This window comes from Shewanella sp. JNE2 (genome assembly GCF_023159115.1).
GTDB classification, from domain to species: domain Bacteria; phylum Pseudomonadota; class Gammaproteobacteria; order Enterobacterales; family Shewanellaceae; genus Shewanella; species Shewanella putrefaciens.
On the sequence record NZ_CP096169.1, the window covers coordinates 283,351 to 299,119 of the forward strand.

Sequence of the window (15,769 nt, forward strand, 5' to 3'; positions counted from 1 at the left end):
CTAAACTAGGAGCTCAGATAGTGATCTTGCGCATTTGTTATGGTGTTTTTTAGATCTATCGTGTTGTCTTTTCGCGAAAGTAACCTAGTTTTATTCCTTAAGTTCAGGCTTTTTTGTCATGATGCTCGTTTATTCTCCCCATTTATCGAGAGTATGGACGGTATCACTAATCATAAAAACAGATTAATACAAACTGTTAAAGTCGCTTTAGGGGGTGGCAGAAAGTGATTAGTCTAGATTACACAAAAATGATTCAGGCTATACGCCCTTCGTTCGTCATCAATAAAGGAAGATCTCATGGATAAGACTCACAGCTCTCAAGGTAAATGCCCAGTAATGCATGGTGGTAATACCTCCGTCACAACCAATAATATGGACTGGTGGCCTAAGGCATTAAATCTCGATATTTTGCATCAGCACGACAAAAAAACGGATCCAATGGATCCTACTTTTAATTACAGCGAAGCATTTAAAACGCTCGATCTTGCGGCGGTAAAACAAGATTTATATGCCTTAATGACAGATAGCCAAGACTGGTGGCCAGCGGACTGGGGACACTACGGCGGATTAATGATCCGTATGGCGTGGCATTCTGCGGGTACTTACCGTATTGCCGATGGCCGTGGTGGTGCAGGTACGGGTAATCAAAGGTTTGCTCCACTTAATAGCTGGCCCGATAACGCTAACCTCGACAAGGCTCGCCGTTTACTTTGGCCGATCAAGAAGAAATACGGCAATAAGCTGTCTTGGGCTGATTTGATCATACTTGCAGGTAATGTTGCCTATGAGTCTATGGGTTTGAAAACATATGGTTTTGCAGGTGGCCGTGCCGATATTTGGCATCCAGAGAAAGACATTTACTGGGGCTCAGAAAAACAATGGCTTGCACCGAGCGATAATCCCAACAGCCGTTATTCTGGGGAGCGCGATCTCGAAAATCCATTGGCCGCTGTGATGATGGGGCTAATTTATGTGAATCCTGAAGGCGTAGATGGTAATCCTGATCCTCTTCGAACCGCACAAGATATAAGAATAACCTTCGCTCGTATGGCGATGGATGATGAAGAAACGGTTGCCCTGACCGCGGGCGGACATACTGTGGGTAAATGCCATGGTAATGGTAAGGCGCAGAATCTTGGTCCCGAGCCCGAGGCTGAGGATGTTGAAGCCCAAGGTTTAGGTTGGCTTAATAAGCACGGTCGAGGCGTTGGCCGTAATACTGTCACTAGCGGTATTGAAGGGGCTTGGACCACCCATCCGACCCAATGGGACAACGGCTATTTCTCATTGTTACTTGGTTATGATTGGGAACTGAAAAAGAGCCCTGCAGGTGCGTGGCAATGGGAACCCATTAATATCAAAGAAGAAGATAAACCTGTCGATGTTGAAGATCCGACGATTCGCCACAATCCAATAATGACAGATGCCGACATGGCGATGAAAATGGATCCTGAATATCGGAAAATTTCTGAGAAGTTCTATAAAGATCCTGCTTATTTCTCTGAAGTCTTTGCCCGTGCTTGGTTCAAATTGACCCACCGCGATTTAGGTCCTAAAAGCCGTTATCTCGGCCCAGAAGTGCCTGCAGAAGATTTAATTTGGCAGGACCCGATTCCACAGGTGGATTACCGCCTCTCTGATGATGACATTACCGCATTAAAAGCGAAAATTTTGGCATCAGGATTGAGTATTGCTGAGCTTGTAACAACCGCTTGGGATAGCGCACGCACTTTCCGCGGCTCTGATTATCGCGGTGGTGCCAATGGTGCCCGCATTCGTCTCGCACCACAAAAGGATTGGGAAGGTAATGAACCCGTCCGTTTGCAAAAAGTACTCAAAGTGCTAACCGATATTCAGACTGGTTTGAGTCAAAAAGTCAGTATTGCCGACTTAATTGTATTGGGTGGAACCGCAGCCGTAGAAAAAGCGGCCCAAGATGCAGGGGTGAATATTCGAGTACCATTCGCTTCTGGCCGTGGTGATGCTTCACAGGAGATGACGGATATAGAATCATTTGCCGTGCTTGAGCCCTTACACGATGCCTATCGCAACTGGCAGAAAAAGGATTATGTTGTTCAACCTGAAGAACTTATGTTAGATCGCACTCAGCTTATGGGACTCACAGCCCACGAAATGACAGTGTTGATTGGTGGCATGAGGGTATTAGGTGCCAACTATGCAGGTAGCGCGCATGGTGTGTTTACGGATCGTGTGGGTGTACTCAGTAATGACTTTTTTGTTAATTTGACTGACATGTCTTACAACTGGAAACCTGCTGGCAATAATCTGTACCAGATTATTGAGCGTAAAACCGGAACAGTGAAATGGACTGCTACCCGAGTCGATCTTGTATTTGGTTCTAATTCGGTGCTGAGATCCTACGCTGAAATTTATGCTCAAGACGATGCCAAAGAGAAGTTTGTGCATGACTTTGTGAATGCATGGACCAAGGTGATGAATGCCGACAGATTTGACCTCGCTTAATGGCTGAGTATTGAGATAAAACAAACAAGGTGCAGTTGAGCTGCACCTTGTTTTTTATGTCAAACTTAGCTTAATGCCCGACTCTATCTATGACTTTAATAAGTTCCATCCGAATATTATCTGGAGTTTGGCTATGCCAAAAACCGCCTAAATAGGCCCCAAGTGGTAATGCAAATAATGCCAGTAGTACCAGTGCGAGTAATCCTTTATGGCCCAATCGGTGGCCAGATTTGAGACTCAAGCCAAGCGCCGCTGATTTAGGGCAGGCGGCAACGCAGCGCATACAGGCCTGACACTCATCACTGCGAACCGTAGTTTTAGTGTGCACTATGATATTTGCAGGGCAGGCGCGGGTACATTTATCACATTTCATTCCTTTGGCGTCGATCAAGCAGTGCTGAGTATCTCGGCGGATTTTAAGTGGGCTTGCAAAGCTTAAAATCCCAAGCATGGCACCATAGGGGCACAAATAACGGCAGAATCCCTGACGACGCCATGCGGCTAACGCGAGGATCAATCCAAAGCATAACAGGGTGACAAGTCCTGGCGTGATAAAAAACAGTGCCATCTTTAAGTCGGCGATTTTATGGTAATTCCCTTCAAGATAGTAGGGTATGGTTTGGGCTGGCATGCCGATCACGATATAGCAGAGTGCGAACAATAAGAGATACTTGAGCATTCGCAGTGGCCAATCGAGCCAAGCGGGTGGGGCTAATTCCGCTTTAATAAAGCGTTTTCTAAATGCATAGAGATATTCCCCTGCTAAACCTAATGGGCAAGCCCATCCACAAAATGCTCGCTTGCAGAGCAAACCCGTGACTAAGACTGCAGCCAACATAACCGCCGCCGCAGGATGGGTTTGATCCCACAAATTGAGACTAATAATGGCCTTAAGCTCAATGCCACCCGCTATGGGTAAGAAAGCATCCACCACATCGGGACGCATTAGCCAAGGTGTTATGCCTTGTTTCAGTAATATCGTGTTAATGGTGTATTGGATAGCGACCAAGAGTAAGGACAGTGCTAAAAGATGCTGAGTACCTTCACGCAAGGTATTGATTTTAATTTCTTGCTTTAAGGAGTCTGGTGCAAATTTGTTAACGGCAAAAGCCGCAGGTAATGCAATCAGTAAACCTAGAGCTAAGGGCCAATATAGGCTAATGGCGACGGTAGCTAAACTACACAAGAGGGTGGCGATAGCTCCCCACTTTTGGCCGCTCCAATAACTAAGAGAAGCGAGATACATCAATGCCAACATCAACGTGAGTGATTCGATAAAAGTCATAGTGATGAATACAGCGAATAAGTTACAAGTACAAACTATGAGGGGTGGATGGAAGATAAGTTTTTGAGTACTAAACGAAATTGTGCAGCAGATCCAAAATTTACGCCATCAACCCACTAAAGCGCGTGATAGCTCACAAAGCTATGCATTTTAGGGTTGCACAAAAGCAACATGAGTTGCAGGGGGAGAAAAGCTAATTTATTTGCTAGAGGCTAGAGGCTAGAGGCTAGAGGCTAGAGGCTAGAGGCTAGAGGCTAGAGGCTAGAGGCTAGAGGCTAGAGGCTAGAGGCTAGAGTGTTACTCATTGTTTTGATTATTTACCAATCCATTTTTGCCCTTAAATGGATCAGACTAAGCCGTTAGTTTTGGTTTGAAACTAACAGCTTGGATTTAATGTTTATTTATTAACTTATTGATTTTTAGCTTTATTATAGCTGTTCGATTTGTTTGTCTTTTGAGTTAAGACTGACGTTATTAGTCTTTTCAGTGGTTATACTATTGCGAAGTGAACTTAGTCAGCCTTAAATTTCGCCGCATCGATAATAGCCCATAGGTGAAAGATTGCCCCTATAACGGCGGGTACGATTAGCCACCACAGGGCGTAACCTACAACGGTAATCACAAAAAATAGCAGTGCAGCTATTATTCTGCCCTGTAGCAGTTGGCCTAATCCGGGGAAAAACAGACTAGCGATGGCAGCGATAACATTACCAGCGGATCCTTGTTGAGACATCAATTCACTCCTTAGACTTGTAAATTAAGTGTTTATTGTACGAAGATAACGAGTCTATACCAACAGAATCAAGAGAAACCCGTGACTAAGAAGATAGAAGTAGCACAAATTCGAGTCTTGTTCCTTGGGATCTGGCGCTTTTTACAGCATTTAAGGCTGCGCTTAGTGGAAGATCAAATCAATATTCGGGCGGGACATTTAGCCTATGTCACTTTGCTATCACTTGTTCCTTTGGTGGCGGTGACTATGTCTATGCTATCGGCCTTCCCTGTATTTAAGGGAATACGTGGACAGATTGAAGCCTTTGTTTATGAGAACTTTCTCCCCGCTGCTGGCGATACAGTGCAAATCTATATCAATGAATTTGTAGGAAATGCTTCTAAGGGCACCGCAGTCGGTATTGCGGCACTTGTTGTGGTGGCGATTATGCTGATTTCCGCTATCGATAAGTCGCTTAATAATATCTGGCGCACTAAAGAGAAGCGTTCTGTGGTGGTGGCTTTTTCAATGTACTGGATGGTGATCACGCTTGGCCCTGTTTTGGTTGGTGCAAGTTTGGTGGCGACCTCCTATGTTGTTTCGTTAAAACTGTTTGAAGATGAGACTTTTTCTGGTGTTGTCCCTCTGTTTATTGAGCGTTTACCTATGCTGTTTTCTGTCGCAGCATTTCTGTTGTTATACATGGTCGTACCCAATCAAAAGGTGAAGTTTTTACATGCATTATTAGGGGCACTAGTCGCAGCGCTGCTGTTTGAGTTAGGGAAAAAAGCTTTTGCTTTGTATGTCACTCAGTTCCCAAGTTATGAGGCTATTTATGGTGCCTTAGCAACGATTCCTATCTTATTTGTGTGGGTGTATCTGTCATGGATGATTGTATTACTGGGGGCAGAAATTACCGCGGCTATGCCCGAGTATCTCGATTATGAATCGAGTTTCGATAAGGACGAAGCGAGTACGAAAACTTAAGTTTTTGCCGATTAATTGCGGTAATAGGTTTTATGTTGGCAGTATAACCATATAAATATAAAGGAAAAGTTGTGATAGCGTTAATTCAAAGAGTGAGCCGTGCCAGCGTGTTGGTCGATAACCAAACCCTAGGTTCAATTGATAAAGGCTTGTTAGTCTTGCTCGGGGTTGAGCGGGAAGATAACCGCGAAAAAATGGAAAAATTAGCCACTAAGGTGATGAGTTATCGCGTGTTTTCCGATGAAAATGGCAAGATGAATCTCAATTTAGAACAAGTCGGTGGATCTTTATTAGTCGTGTCACAATTTACCTTGGCCGCCGATACAGGCAGAGGCTTGAGGCCGAGTTTTTCTGGGGCAGGTACGCCAGATCAGGCATTGACATTGTATGAAGAGTTTGTTGCTTTTTGCCGCGATAAGGGTGTTACTACAGAAACCGGACAGTTCGGTGCCGATATGCAAGTGTCCTTAGTCAATGATGGCCCAGTGACCTTTAATCTGCAGGTGTAACTTCTATCGAGATGTTTATCTTGGGGCCCCGGTGATTGAGTATTAGACATAATCAATGTCGCTTGTACCAAGAGGGAGTATTAAGGGAAATGCGCATGGATCAATTACTCATCAAATTACGCCAGACTTGGCACAGTACGATCCCCGTTAGCGAGTTTATGCAGATTGTGCCACTCGATTACAGTGAGGGAGAGTTTCGAGTCACAGCGCCGATAACGCCCAATATTAATCTGCATCAGACCATGTTTGCGGGCAGCATTTATACACTGATGACCTTAACAGGCTGGGGGGCCGTGTGGCTTAATCAACAGTTGATAGGCGTGGCGGGTGATATTGTGCTCGCTGATGCCCATATGCGTTATCTCGCACCTGTGAGTTCACAACCTGTTGCACGCGTGGTATGGCAGGATGCCAATTTAGCTGGATTATCTGCAGGACGAAAAGCTAAAGTCCGACTTGTGGTTGAACTTTACTGTGGTGAGCAACGATGCGCTGAATTTACGGGCCTCTATATTAGCATTCCAAATATTACTAAATAGTTGTCATTGTTTGCTTTTTGTGTTCTTTCATCGTTGATGTTGTTTTAATCTTGCAATAGAATCTTTGGCTTAATGCAACTTAGATTGCATCCTCCATAGTCTGTACGGTTCGTTTACGCTGTATAGTGCTATTTGCATTGATATTAAGGATAACCGATGCGATTTCTCTCCAGTGTGCTTATTGTTCTGTTCTGTTTTCATCTTAGTGGCTGCGCGAATACCAAATTAAATGCAAATAAATTGCCTAAGGGTGTGGTACTGAATAAGTCCATTACGCTCCCTGTGGATGTGAGTGTTGCCTATTATTTGCCACATTCGCAGTTAAATAATCGTTTTTATTTAGAGAAATGGAATATTTGGGTCGATCCAGGAAAATCACTCAGTGATGGTGTGAAGGATGGTTTTGGTGCTTATTTTTCAAATGCTAAGCTGTTAGACCGCACGCAAGCTAATCAATATGGGTTATTGATCGATATCGATCCCGAGTGGAAATTTGAATCGGGCAAAGCAGAAATGATCATGAGTTATCGGGTATTTAATGGTTCCGATAAGCCTATTCGAGAGGGACAAAAATCCTTTAAGACAGATATTGGTTATCTTGGGGATGGTTTAGGGCTTTATAACGCATCATTGCGAGCGACTCAGTTAGTGATTGTCGATGTGCTAAATGCGTTAACGCCTTCTGCAAGTAACTACCCTGCGCAGTATGCAATGAAAGATGTATCGGCGAATTTACTCGCAAATATGAAAAAACCAGTCAGTACCGGGACGGGGTTTTATATTAATCCGCAGGGACAAATTGTTACTGCGGCCCATGTACTCAAAAATTGCATGGTGACACAGGTGAATGTTGGCGATAAATCCTTTGATGCGGTCGTAGAGGCTAGCTCGACCCTATTAGATTTAGCGGTTGTCAGTACGGGCACACCAGTGGAGCAATACTTGCCATTGCGTAAAGGTACAGAGATTTTTCTTGGTGAGGCCATTACCAATGTTGGTTATCCCTTACAGGGATTATTGGCGGCTTCACCTAATTTAACGCGAGGCAATATTAGTTCGCGCGAGGCATTAAAAGGCGCGGTTGGACAGTTCCAGTTTTCGGCACCGATCCAACCTGGTTCTAGTGGCGGCCCAGTGGTCTCTGACGGCGGGGAGTTATTAGGTATCACCGTCAGTACGTTAAATGTGACGAGTCTGCGTGAATCGGGCGCGCTACCGCAGAATGTTAACTTTGCCCTCGATGCGAAATATGCTGCCTGCTTTTTAGATAAACACCACATTAGTTATCAGTCGGTAGAGCCCAATATGAAGGGTGATATTCGAACGGCAAATGCGGCTGCGCTTGGTGCTGTAGTACAACTAAATTGCTATCAATAAGGATGTTTCCAATGCCATTTATGCTTCGTATTTTAATGCTGGGTTTGTTGCTAATCAGCCCATTCGTTAAGGCGCAAACAACGGTACTTCCACCAGTGTTTTTTATCAGTACCATTGATTCAACAGACTTTTATAACAAACTCAAGGGCACACCTTTATTTGAAAAAATGGATAAAGAGAATATCGGTAATCCACTAAAGCTCATTGTGACTTATAACATGGAACCTACAGCAGGGGGAGAGGCCGCGGGATTGACCTCGGCTATTTTAGCGGGTGGTTCCCTAGGGCTGTTGCCTATGGTGACCAATAATGATTTGGTGCTGACCTATGAGTTTAGGGTCCACAATGAGGTGGTTGCCAGTGTCAGTTATCGTGAGAATTTCACCAAGGCTCACAATATGTATTCTAACGAGGGATTGTATAGCCTTGATAAAGATAGTTTGGCCTGGGCGATGACAACTACGGATAAGTTTATTGAAGATATTCAAAAAGTCCCTGAATTATCCCATCTCATTAACGAGTACAACTATTATTTTGTTCAATAGTTTTGAGCGATTGATTTTCAAATGTCAAAGGCTAGCTGTGCTAGCCTTTGGTGTAACCTTTCTAAAAAATCGAAGCTAATCTCAGATTTTATCCGCTTTATTTCTTTTTTATGAGCTAATACACTAGCGTCATAGAGTTGAGATATTCCATCTGACTCTGAGTCATTTACCTATTTTCGGAGCAGATTATGTCTAAAGTCTTAATTTTAAAATCAAGCATTCTTGGCGGTTATTCACAATCTGCCGTGTTAATTGACCACTTAGCGAACCACTGGGAAAACCAAGGCGCCGCTATTACAGTACGTGATTTAGGCGGTAAAGACGTACTGCCTATGGTAGACGGTGAAATCGCTTCTGGTCTACGTGGTGGCGCCGAATTATCGGCTCGTCAGCAAGAAATGCTTGCCTTATCAGATACCTTAGTCGCTGAATTAAAAGCGAACGACACTATCGTTATCGCGGCACCTATGTATAACTTTACCATTCCAGCCCAACTTAAAAACTGGATCGATTTTATTGCCCGCGCTGGTGTGACTTTTACTTACACCGAAACCGGTTCAAAAGGATTAGTGGAAGGTAAACGCGCCGTGTTGGTGACGACTCGTGGTGGCGCTCACAAAGATGGCCCAACCGATCACGTTGTACCTTACTTGAAAACGGTTTTAGCTTTTATAGGTATCACCAATGTTGAAGTGGTTTACGCCGAAGCACTGAATATGGGGCCAGAAGCACACGATAAAGGCATGAGCGAAGCCAAACACAGTATTGATTTGTTAACTGCTTAATAGTCAAATAAATTTAATAAAATGCCAGCTTATATAAGCTGGCATTTTTGTTTGAGTAGTGCCAATAACCTATCTCACTTCGGTTGCACCCTTGGTTTACCGCAGACGCTATTCTGGGGTAATTGGCTGGAGGTTACTAGATACTGCCTCGTTGGTAGTGAATGATGTCGTGGAATACCACGGCTTGCTCGTTTAGATTGCGATAGCCATGGGGTTTGTCGGCCGCAAATCGTACTGCTTCACCTTGGTTGAGTGTTTGCCACTCGCCATCGACTAGCACTTCCATAGTACCGCTCAAGACAATGACATGCTCAGTGACACCCGTTTCATGGGGCTCAGAAAGGCGCTCATAGTGTGGCAGCAGCGTGAGCTCAAACATCTCGAAACCGAAGCGCTCTTCAAAGGGGAAGAGTGAGGCGACTAGCATACCGTCGGTAGCGGGTTGTTGGCGTAACTCGTCGGGCTTACGGAATACAGCGCCTTGGCTCTGGGGTGTGGGTTCGAGAAAGGTCGACAGCGAGATATTGAATCCACTGGCTATTTTCCACAGCGTCGCAATGGTTGGGCTTGATTCACCGCGCTCGATTTGTCCTATCATGGCCTTACTAACGCCCGTCTCTTGGGCGGCTTTATCTAAACTCCATCCCTTTTGGTTGCGAAGTGCTTTAAGCGTGGTGGCGAGATAGCTGTTTATCGTCTGCACAATGGCCCCATCATTTTTATAAAAATTTAGTTTGTACGTTATAACGCACAGGTGTTATCTTGTCCATCTCGTACGTTATAGCGCACAAAAGCCATCTTGTTCATTTTATAAGTTATAGCGCACAAAGTAATGGCGACAGCAATTGCAGAAAAAGGGAGTGGGTATGTGGCGAGATGCAGGGAGTTTATCAAAAATATCAGCGGGATTTATTGCGGTATTAGTGGGTTATAGCAGCTCTGCTGTGATCATCTTTCAAGCGGCGGAGGCTGTGGGGGCGACACCAGCACAAATCAGTTCATGGCTGTGGGCTTTAGGTGTGGGCATGGGGGTGACCAGCATAGGGTTATCGCTTTACTACAAGAATCCTATTCTAACGGCTTGGTCTACACCGGGCGCAGCGCTGATGGTGACTAGCCTTGCGGGATTGAGCGTCAACCAAGCCATAGGCGCTTTTCTGGTGAGTTCGATGTTAATTACTCTTTGCGGGGTGGCGGGCTGGATGGATAAACTTATTCGTATCATGCCGCAGTCGGTGGCTTCCGCCATGTTAGCGGGGATCCTGCTGCAATTTGGGCTAGGGCTATTTCAGGCGATGCAAACCCAGTTGAGCCTCATATTAATCATGCTGTTGGTGTTTGTCGTCGTTAAGCCTTTTGCGCCGCGTTACATCATCTTGCTGACCTTGCTGGTGGGCATAGGCATGAGTTTTCAATTAGATTTGCTCAAGCTAGATGCGGTTCAGTTGCAACTGGCGATGCCGGTGTGGACGACACCTGAGTTTTCGTTGGCGAGTGTGATTGGTGTAGCATTACCGCTGTTTGTGGTGACTATGGCCTCGCAAAATATGCCGGGCGTTGCTGCGCTGCACGGTAATGGTTACAGGCCACCCATTTCACCTTTGATCACGAGCACAGGGTTAATAGGGGTTATTCTCGCGCCATTTGGCGGTTTTGCCTTTAACTTATCCGCCATCACAGCGGCGATTTGTATGGGTAAAGAAGCAGATCCGAATCCCGCGACTCGTTACTGGGCGGCGGTGTGGGGCGGGGTATTTTACTTTATCACTGGGTTACTCGGTGCCACTGTGGTTGGTCTGTTTTCCGCTTTCCCGAAGGAATTAGTACTGGCCATCGCCGGATTAGCCCTGCTCGGCACTATTGCCAATAGTCTGACCGCTGCATTAGCTAAAACGGAAGATCGCGAAGTGGCAGTGATCACTTTTTTGGTCACCGCATCGGGTTTTAGTGTGCTGGGTATTGGTAGTGCATTCTGGGGGTTATTACTTGGGTTTATCATCCATTGGTGGAACGGGCACAGAACTGCATCAGTAGTTAAGCGAGCGAATACTTAACTGCAGCAAAGCGCCTTAGAGATGAATTTCAAAGACTAAGGCGCATGTGTTTTAGATTCTCTTCGTCATAAACACGCTATTGGAATCGAGTTGATAGGTGTCGAAGGGGCCGCAGATTTCAAAACCAAATTTGCAGTAGAGCAGGCGAGCGGGGTTGAAGAAGTCCATCGAACCTGTCTCTAGACTCAGGCGTTTGACGCCAGCGCTTTTGGCATCGTTAATCAAGTGCTGCAATATCTTAGATGCTATACCTTGCTGCTTATAGGGCGCGGCGGTGCGCATGGATTTGATCTCCGCATGCTCGGTATCTAACCATTTTAGTGCACCACAGCCCGCTAAATTGTTGCCATCCCAGAGGGTCCAAAAGCGAATATTGGGCTGACGCAGGCCATCAAGATCTAATGCGTGAACGCTTTCAGGCGGAGAGGTTGCCCGCATATCGTTGAGGTGTTCCTGCAGTAATGCCGCTATCTCGGGTCCTTTAAGGTCATCAAGGATGATTTTCATGGCTCTTATGGTGATTGTCATGGCAGATCGGGTGCTCCCTATTATTGTGGCTTATCCATAATGGCGTCATCGCTTTGTTATCTATTTGCCAATGCGCCGTGGTGGATAAGCAAATCTTAAGCCATAAAACTAGATGAGGAGATACATAAATTCTTATATCAACTGCGTAAATGCCCCAAAGCAAGATAACTGAGTTGCGTGGCATTCATTGCCATTGTTTCCCCAGTGACACGCCATAAACTCATCCCTGAGGGCTCTACTAAAACATATATGGACCCATCCGGTTTGCAAGACATTCGATATCAATTTTGAGAAGAGTTCATTGCACCCATATATTCGGCCTGTTATTGAGGGATTCCTCTGGCCCTGATGGATATTTGCTTCTACTGTCCTTATCATCCCTGCGGCTTCATCAGAGCCTGTGTTTTCGTAAGGTTTTTAGTAGATCAGTCTGACTGTCTCATCATCAAATCAAGTGTCTTAGCAACTTGCTGGTTGGTTAATCGTTAACATAATAAGTACATTTGATGTTGTTACATAGCGAGCCGAAACTCTTCTTCACGTGCCGCGATAACCCATGACATTCTGGCGAGCTTATTCGCGACGGCCACACACGCACGATTGAAACCTCGGCGTTCCGCTAGCTGGATAGCCCAACAACTCAACTTATCCGACTTACTCCCACTGTGCCGCAACACCGCTCTGGCGCCGTGGATGAACAGCGTACGTAAATAGGCGTTTCCCCGCTTACTTATCCCGAGGAGGTTATCTTTCCCGCCACTGCTGTGCTGCTTAGGTACTAAGCCACACCAAGCTGAAAAATGTCGGCCATTGCTAAAGTCTTTACCGTCACCCACTGCAGCATAAATCGCCGTAGCGGTGACAGGCCCAACACCAGGGATAGTCTGTAATCGCTGACAAATCACATTGTTTTGAGTTTCGTTTAGTACTTGAGTGTCACAACTCTTAAGCCGTTTTTCAATGTCGATAACCTCATCATATAACTGATAAAAGATGGCTCTACCCTTGGTGGTCAGTGTATTGGCTTCATCGATCAAAATATCAGGTAGCTGGGCTTTAAAAGCCGATTTACTTTTGGTCATCACAATGCCGTATTCCGCTAGCATCCCTCTGACTTGATTGATTAAAGCTGTTGATTGTTTAGTTAATCGTTCCCGCATACGGTGGAGCAGTTGCACATCTTGCTGCTCGACGCTTTTGGGTTTTACAAACCGCATGTTGGGTCGCTGCGCAGCCTCCGCAATGGCTAGCGCATCGTTGTAGTCATTTTTATTACCTTGCCTAAAAGGAACCACATACTGCGGGGCAATTAACTTAACTATGTGCCCAAATTGCTCAAATTCTCTGGCCCAATAACTCGCGCCGCCACACGCCTCCATAACGATAAGGCAAGGCTCAATTTTCGCGACAAAGGGCAGCAAGTCTTTGCGTCTAAGCATTTTCTTTTTGATTAACTTGCCAGCTTTATCAACACCAACAAGATGAAAAACAGACTTTGCGATATCTAAACCGATTGTAGTAATCTTCATAGGTGGACCCGTCCTCTTTCTGATGAGTTTTAGCGACTACATCGTGGCCCATTGCGAGGCCGATTTAAAGTGGATGGGTCCATTCCATTATCCATGTTTTAGAAGGTCACTGGTGCAACAATGACAATCCTAACTGACCCTTCAGCTGTTTTTCAGCTAAAAATTTATAGCCCTAAAGCTTGCTGCGTCACCAGTGAATTAATCTGTGAGTGTTCTTAGATTTTGAATGATAAAGCTGAAACGATATCAAGTGATTACCCTCTAAACTGTATAAAAAACAGCTACCCCAAAAAAGCAAATTCCTATAGCATCATTTATACCAATTAACATGGGCGTGGTAGTGGCTAAGTCAAATAAGCGATTTATACCCGACAAACAGCGCAGTGCATAAATATTAAGACGTTATGTGAATTTTTGGAAAGGAGTTCGTGTGAGCAAGTTAATTATCTTTATAATAGCTTTAGTATTTTTCACCTCTCGCCCGCCAACTGATGATTTTGATTACGATGCTTTCGTTAAAGCTTATCACCACGCGCAGATAATGACTCAGCAACCGAATGCAACAAAGGACGATCTTGAGCGCTATTTATCCTTATCTTACCGATGACGTTGGCAACCAACATTTTCCAAATGCGCCTGACGATTCTCGTGAACCTAATGGTAAAGACATGATGCGTAAAGGGATGAGCCGCTACTTTGGTGTTCATACAGAATACAAAGCAGAAATCATCGACTATCAGTATGGTTACAATGTAGTTTCTATTAAGCACAAGTTTTAAGCGAAGGGGCAGCGGTCAGATGGTTCGGATTTTAGCTATAGCAAAGTAGCTCTGGATGTTCTTGAACTTGAAAACGGCAAAGTCTCTGTGAGCCGTCGGTACAGTGAATAATTCACGTAATAAGCAAATCTTATCGCCAGCAAAAAGCGATGGCTGCGACCTCAACCCACTGTGCGACTTTCCGCGCTAAATTTGAGCGTTATAGGGTTAATTGAAGATTAGGAGTGCATTTGATGGAAAGAGGCGTCGTTGCGTCACCAGCACTAATTGATATTACTTTGAGTGGCTTTACTATGAAGCGCTCAATTTCAAAAGAGGAAATTCGATACTACAGTTTGTATTGGGATAAGGTCGTGATACCCGGCAGTAACCTAGTGTATGTGGGAGTTCCTGAAGAAGATATTCTTATCCAAACTGGTGTTATAGAACGGCCCCTGGTAGGTTTCTCTGGTACATGGAGTGGATCTGATTTAGGCCATTCATTCGCTCTTGCTCAGGCAAAAGTTGCGGAAGATTTACTAGCATCAAATCGCGAAGTTGATTGGGTTTTACATCAAATGGGCTCATCGCTTGTGTTACCAAGTAAATTCCAGATGCAGCAACCGAATTTACGATTTGATTTGGTTAATGCTTTGCCAGTTCCATCTGGAGATATACCTATAGAAGATGTCTTAGAATTCAAAAATAGAAGGCGAGACCAACTAAATGTATTGCATAAATCATTAGATGACCTTTATACCCAGATAATTAATTCTCCTGATCCAGACTTTGCCTCAACTAGAGTTGTTGCTGATCTTAAAACCGCAATATCAGAATTGAATCAAGTATCAAACGAACGTTGGAAAATGACTCGTAAATACGACTTTTCAGCACAGCTTAACTTAGACGGTGGAAAAATAGCTCAAGGTGTGGCAGCAGGTGCTGTGTTTGACTTCTTTTCCAACCCAACAGACTTACCTCTTGGGGCTATAGCAGGTGGACTAGTTTCATTAATAAAGTTGCAAGCTAAAGTCTCCACAATTTTTGAACCAGCTAAGAGTCAGTCTTCGTTAGGTTACTTAGCGTTAGCGCATAAAGAGAAGGTGCTCCCCGCCCTATAACAAGACTTCTATTGTTCGTTTTTCCAAAATGGTTGGTGAAGCAGGCCATCGTTAAATGTTAGTTCTAGTCTTTTGAACTTAGAGGCTACGCAGATGCTAGAAAGGCTGGCCATGGTGATTGGTGAGACGACCGTCCGCCCCATGGACGGGGCGGTCGAGCATCCAGGGATGGACTCGCTGCGTGTCGTCGAGTCAGTACCATGGTTGGCCTCACTCCTACTTTTTATATCTGCTCTATGAAAGGGGTGAGACTATTTCAGATGATTTTGTGGTAGTTGTGGCTGGCCTAACAGGGCAACGATGAGGATGAAGTCGTCTTCTTTTGTGAAGTAGGCGGTGTGTTTAGCAATCGGAAAGTAGAATCCGTTGGGGTAAATATCTTCGCAGCTTCTGCCTAATCCGGGGTTATCGGCTAACATTTGCAAGCCGGATATTAGGCTTTCTTTGTATTTGTGCCACTGCGACTCAGAAAAGTGTTGAATGGTGTAGTCTTTAATCTTTAGTAAGTGAGTTTGAGCTAACTTACTCAGTTTATAGCGTTTATTTTTCATGTAAG

16 protein-coding genes are annotated in these 15,769 nt (G+C 44.8%); 10 read left to right on the forward strand and 6 right to left on the reverse strand.

From position 1 onward, the window contains the following. The first annotated feature begins 297 nt into the window (after window positions 1–297). A complete protein-coding gene (gene katG, locus MZ182_RS01355; RefSeq protein WP_011787666.1) occupies window positions 298–2,484 on the forward strand; it encodes a catalase/peroxidase HPI in 2,187 nt (728 codons plus the stop codon). A 70-nt stretch (window positions 2,485–2,554) separates the two neighbouring features. Here katG and MZ182_RS01360 read toward each other — a convergent pair whose 3' ends face one another. Continuing rightward, window positions 2,555–3,769, reverse strand: a complete 1,215-nt coding sequence (locus MZ182_RS01360) for a 4Fe-4S binding protein (protein ID WP_248068241.1) — start codon at window positions 3,767–3,769, stop codon at window positions 2,555–2,557. A gap of 511 nt (window positions 3,770–4,280) precedes the next feature. Then, window positions 4,281–4,502 carry a hypothetical protein gene (locus MZ182_RS01365; protein ID WP_014609645.1) on the reverse strand — a complete coding sequence of 74 codons (222 nt, stop codon included), beginning with the start codon at window positions 4,500–4,502 and terminating at the stop codon, window positions 4,281–4,283. 81 nt (window positions 4,503–4,583) lie between these two features. Here MZ182_RS01365 and MZ182_RS01370 point away from each other — a divergent pair, with 81 nt between their 5' ends. From MZ182_RS01370 to azoR, 6 genes are all read left to right on the forward strand, one after another. Then, window positions 4,584–5,468, forward strand: coding sequence for a virulence factor BrkB family protein (locus tag MZ182_RS01370; protein WP_014609646.1), 885 nt, complete (start codon window positions 4,584–4,586; stop codon window positions 5,466–5,468). A 71-nt stretch (window positions 5,469–5,539) separates the two neighbouring features. Beyond that, window positions 5,540–5,977, forward strand: a complete 438-nt coding sequence (dtd, locus tag MZ182_RS01375; RefSeq protein WP_248068238.1) for a D-aminoacyl-tRNA deacylase — start codon at window positions 5,540–5,542, stop codon at window positions 5,975–5,977. 95 nt (window positions 5,978–6,072) lie between these two features. After that, on the forward strand, window positions 6,073–6,516 hold the full coding sequence (locus MZ182_RS01380) for a thioesterase domain-containing protein (protein ID WP_025008027.1): 444 nt from the start codon (window positions 6,073–6,075) through the stop codon (window positions 6,514–6,516). A gap of 156 nt (window positions 6,517–6,672) precedes the next feature. Next, window positions 6,673–7,893 carry a S1 family peptidase gene (locus MZ182_RS01385; protein WP_248068236.1) on the forward strand — a complete coding sequence of 407 codons (1,221 nt, stop codon included), beginning with the start codon at window positions 6,673–6,675 and terminating at the stop codon, window positions 7,891–7,893. Window positions 7,894–7,904: 11 nt separating this feature from the next. Beyond that, window positions 7,905–8,438, forward strand: coding sequence for a hypothetical protein (locus MZ182_RS01390; RefSeq protein WP_011787673.1), 534 nt, complete (start codon window positions 7,905–7,907; stop codon window positions 8,436–8,438). A gap of 188 nt (window positions 8,439–8,626) precedes the next feature. Then, complete coding sequence (azoR, locus tag MZ182_RS01395; RefSeq protein ID WP_248068233.1) at window positions 8,627–9,223, forward strand: FMN-dependent NADH-azoreductase; 597 nt, start codon at window positions 8,627–8,629, stop codon at window positions 9,221–9,223. A 136-nt stretch (window positions 9,224–9,359) separates the two neighbouring features. Here the strand turns inward: azoR and MZ182_RS01400 are convergent, their stop codons facing one another. Beyond that, the gene (locus MZ182_RS01400) at window positions 9,360–9,926 is read right to left on the reverse strand and encodes a helix-turn-helix domain-containing protein (RefSeq protein WP_248068230.1); all 567 of its coding nucleotides are present in this window, start codon (window positions 9,924–9,926) and stop codon (window positions 9,360–9,362) included. A gap of 163 nt (window positions 9,927–10,089) precedes the next feature. Between MZ182_RS01400 and MZ182_RS01405 the strand changes: the two genes are divergently transcribed. Beyond that, window positions 10,090–11,277 carry a benzoate/H(+) symporter BenE family transporter gene (locus MZ182_RS01405; protein WP_248068227.1) on the forward strand — a complete coding sequence of 396 codons (1,188 nt, stop codon included), beginning with the start codon at window positions 10,090–10,092 and terminating at the stop codon, window positions 11,275–11,277. Between the two features lie 51 nt (window positions 11,278–11,328). Here MZ182_RS01405 and MZ182_RS01410 read toward each other — a convergent pair whose 3' ends face one another. Together MZ182_RS01410 and MZ182_RS01415 are read right to left on the reverse strand one after the other, a co-directional pair. Beyond that, window positions 11,329–11,805 carry a GNAT family N-acetyltransferase gene (locus MZ182_RS01410; RefSeq protein ID WP_248068224.1) on the reverse strand — a complete coding sequence of 159 codons (477 nt, stop codon included), beginning with the start codon at window positions 11,803–11,805 and terminating at the stop codon, window positions 11,329–11,331. A 512-nt stretch (window positions 11,806–12,317) separates the two neighbouring features. Beyond that, entirely contained in the window at window positions 12,318–13,334 is a 1,017-nt protein-coding gene (locus tag MZ182_RS01415) for an IS110-like element ISSpu22 family transposase (RefSeq protein ID WP_014609791.1), read from the reverse strand. A gap of 575 nt (window positions 13,335–13,909) precedes the next feature. On the opposite strand from MZ182_RS01415, the gene MZ182_RS01420 reads away from it, so the two are divergent. Continuing rightward, the gene (locus tag MZ182_RS01420) at window positions 13,910–14,113 is read left to right on the forward strand and encodes a hypothetical protein (RefSeq protein WP_061782969.1); all 204 of its coding nucleotides are present in this window, start codon (window positions 13,910–13,912) and stop codon (window positions 14,111–14,113) included. 233 nt (window positions 14,114–14,346) lie between these two features. Further along, complete coding sequence (locus tag MZ182_RS01425; protein ID WP_025008029.1) at window positions 14,347–15,213, forward strand: DUF6236 family protein; 867 nt, start codon at window positions 14,347–14,349, stop codon at window positions 15,211–15,213. A gap of 251 nt (window positions 15,214–15,464) precedes the next feature. Here the strand turns inward: MZ182_RS01425 and MZ182_RS01430 are convergent, their stop codons facing one another. Then, the gene (locus MZ182_RS01430; protein ID WP_014609651.1) at window positions 15,465–15,764 is read right to left on the reverse strand and encodes a type II toxin-antitoxin system RelE/ParE family toxin; all 300 of its coding nucleotides are present in this window, start codon (window positions 15,762–15,764) and stop codon (window positions 15,465–15,467) included. Window positions 15,765–15,769 lie beyond the last annotated feature (5 nt).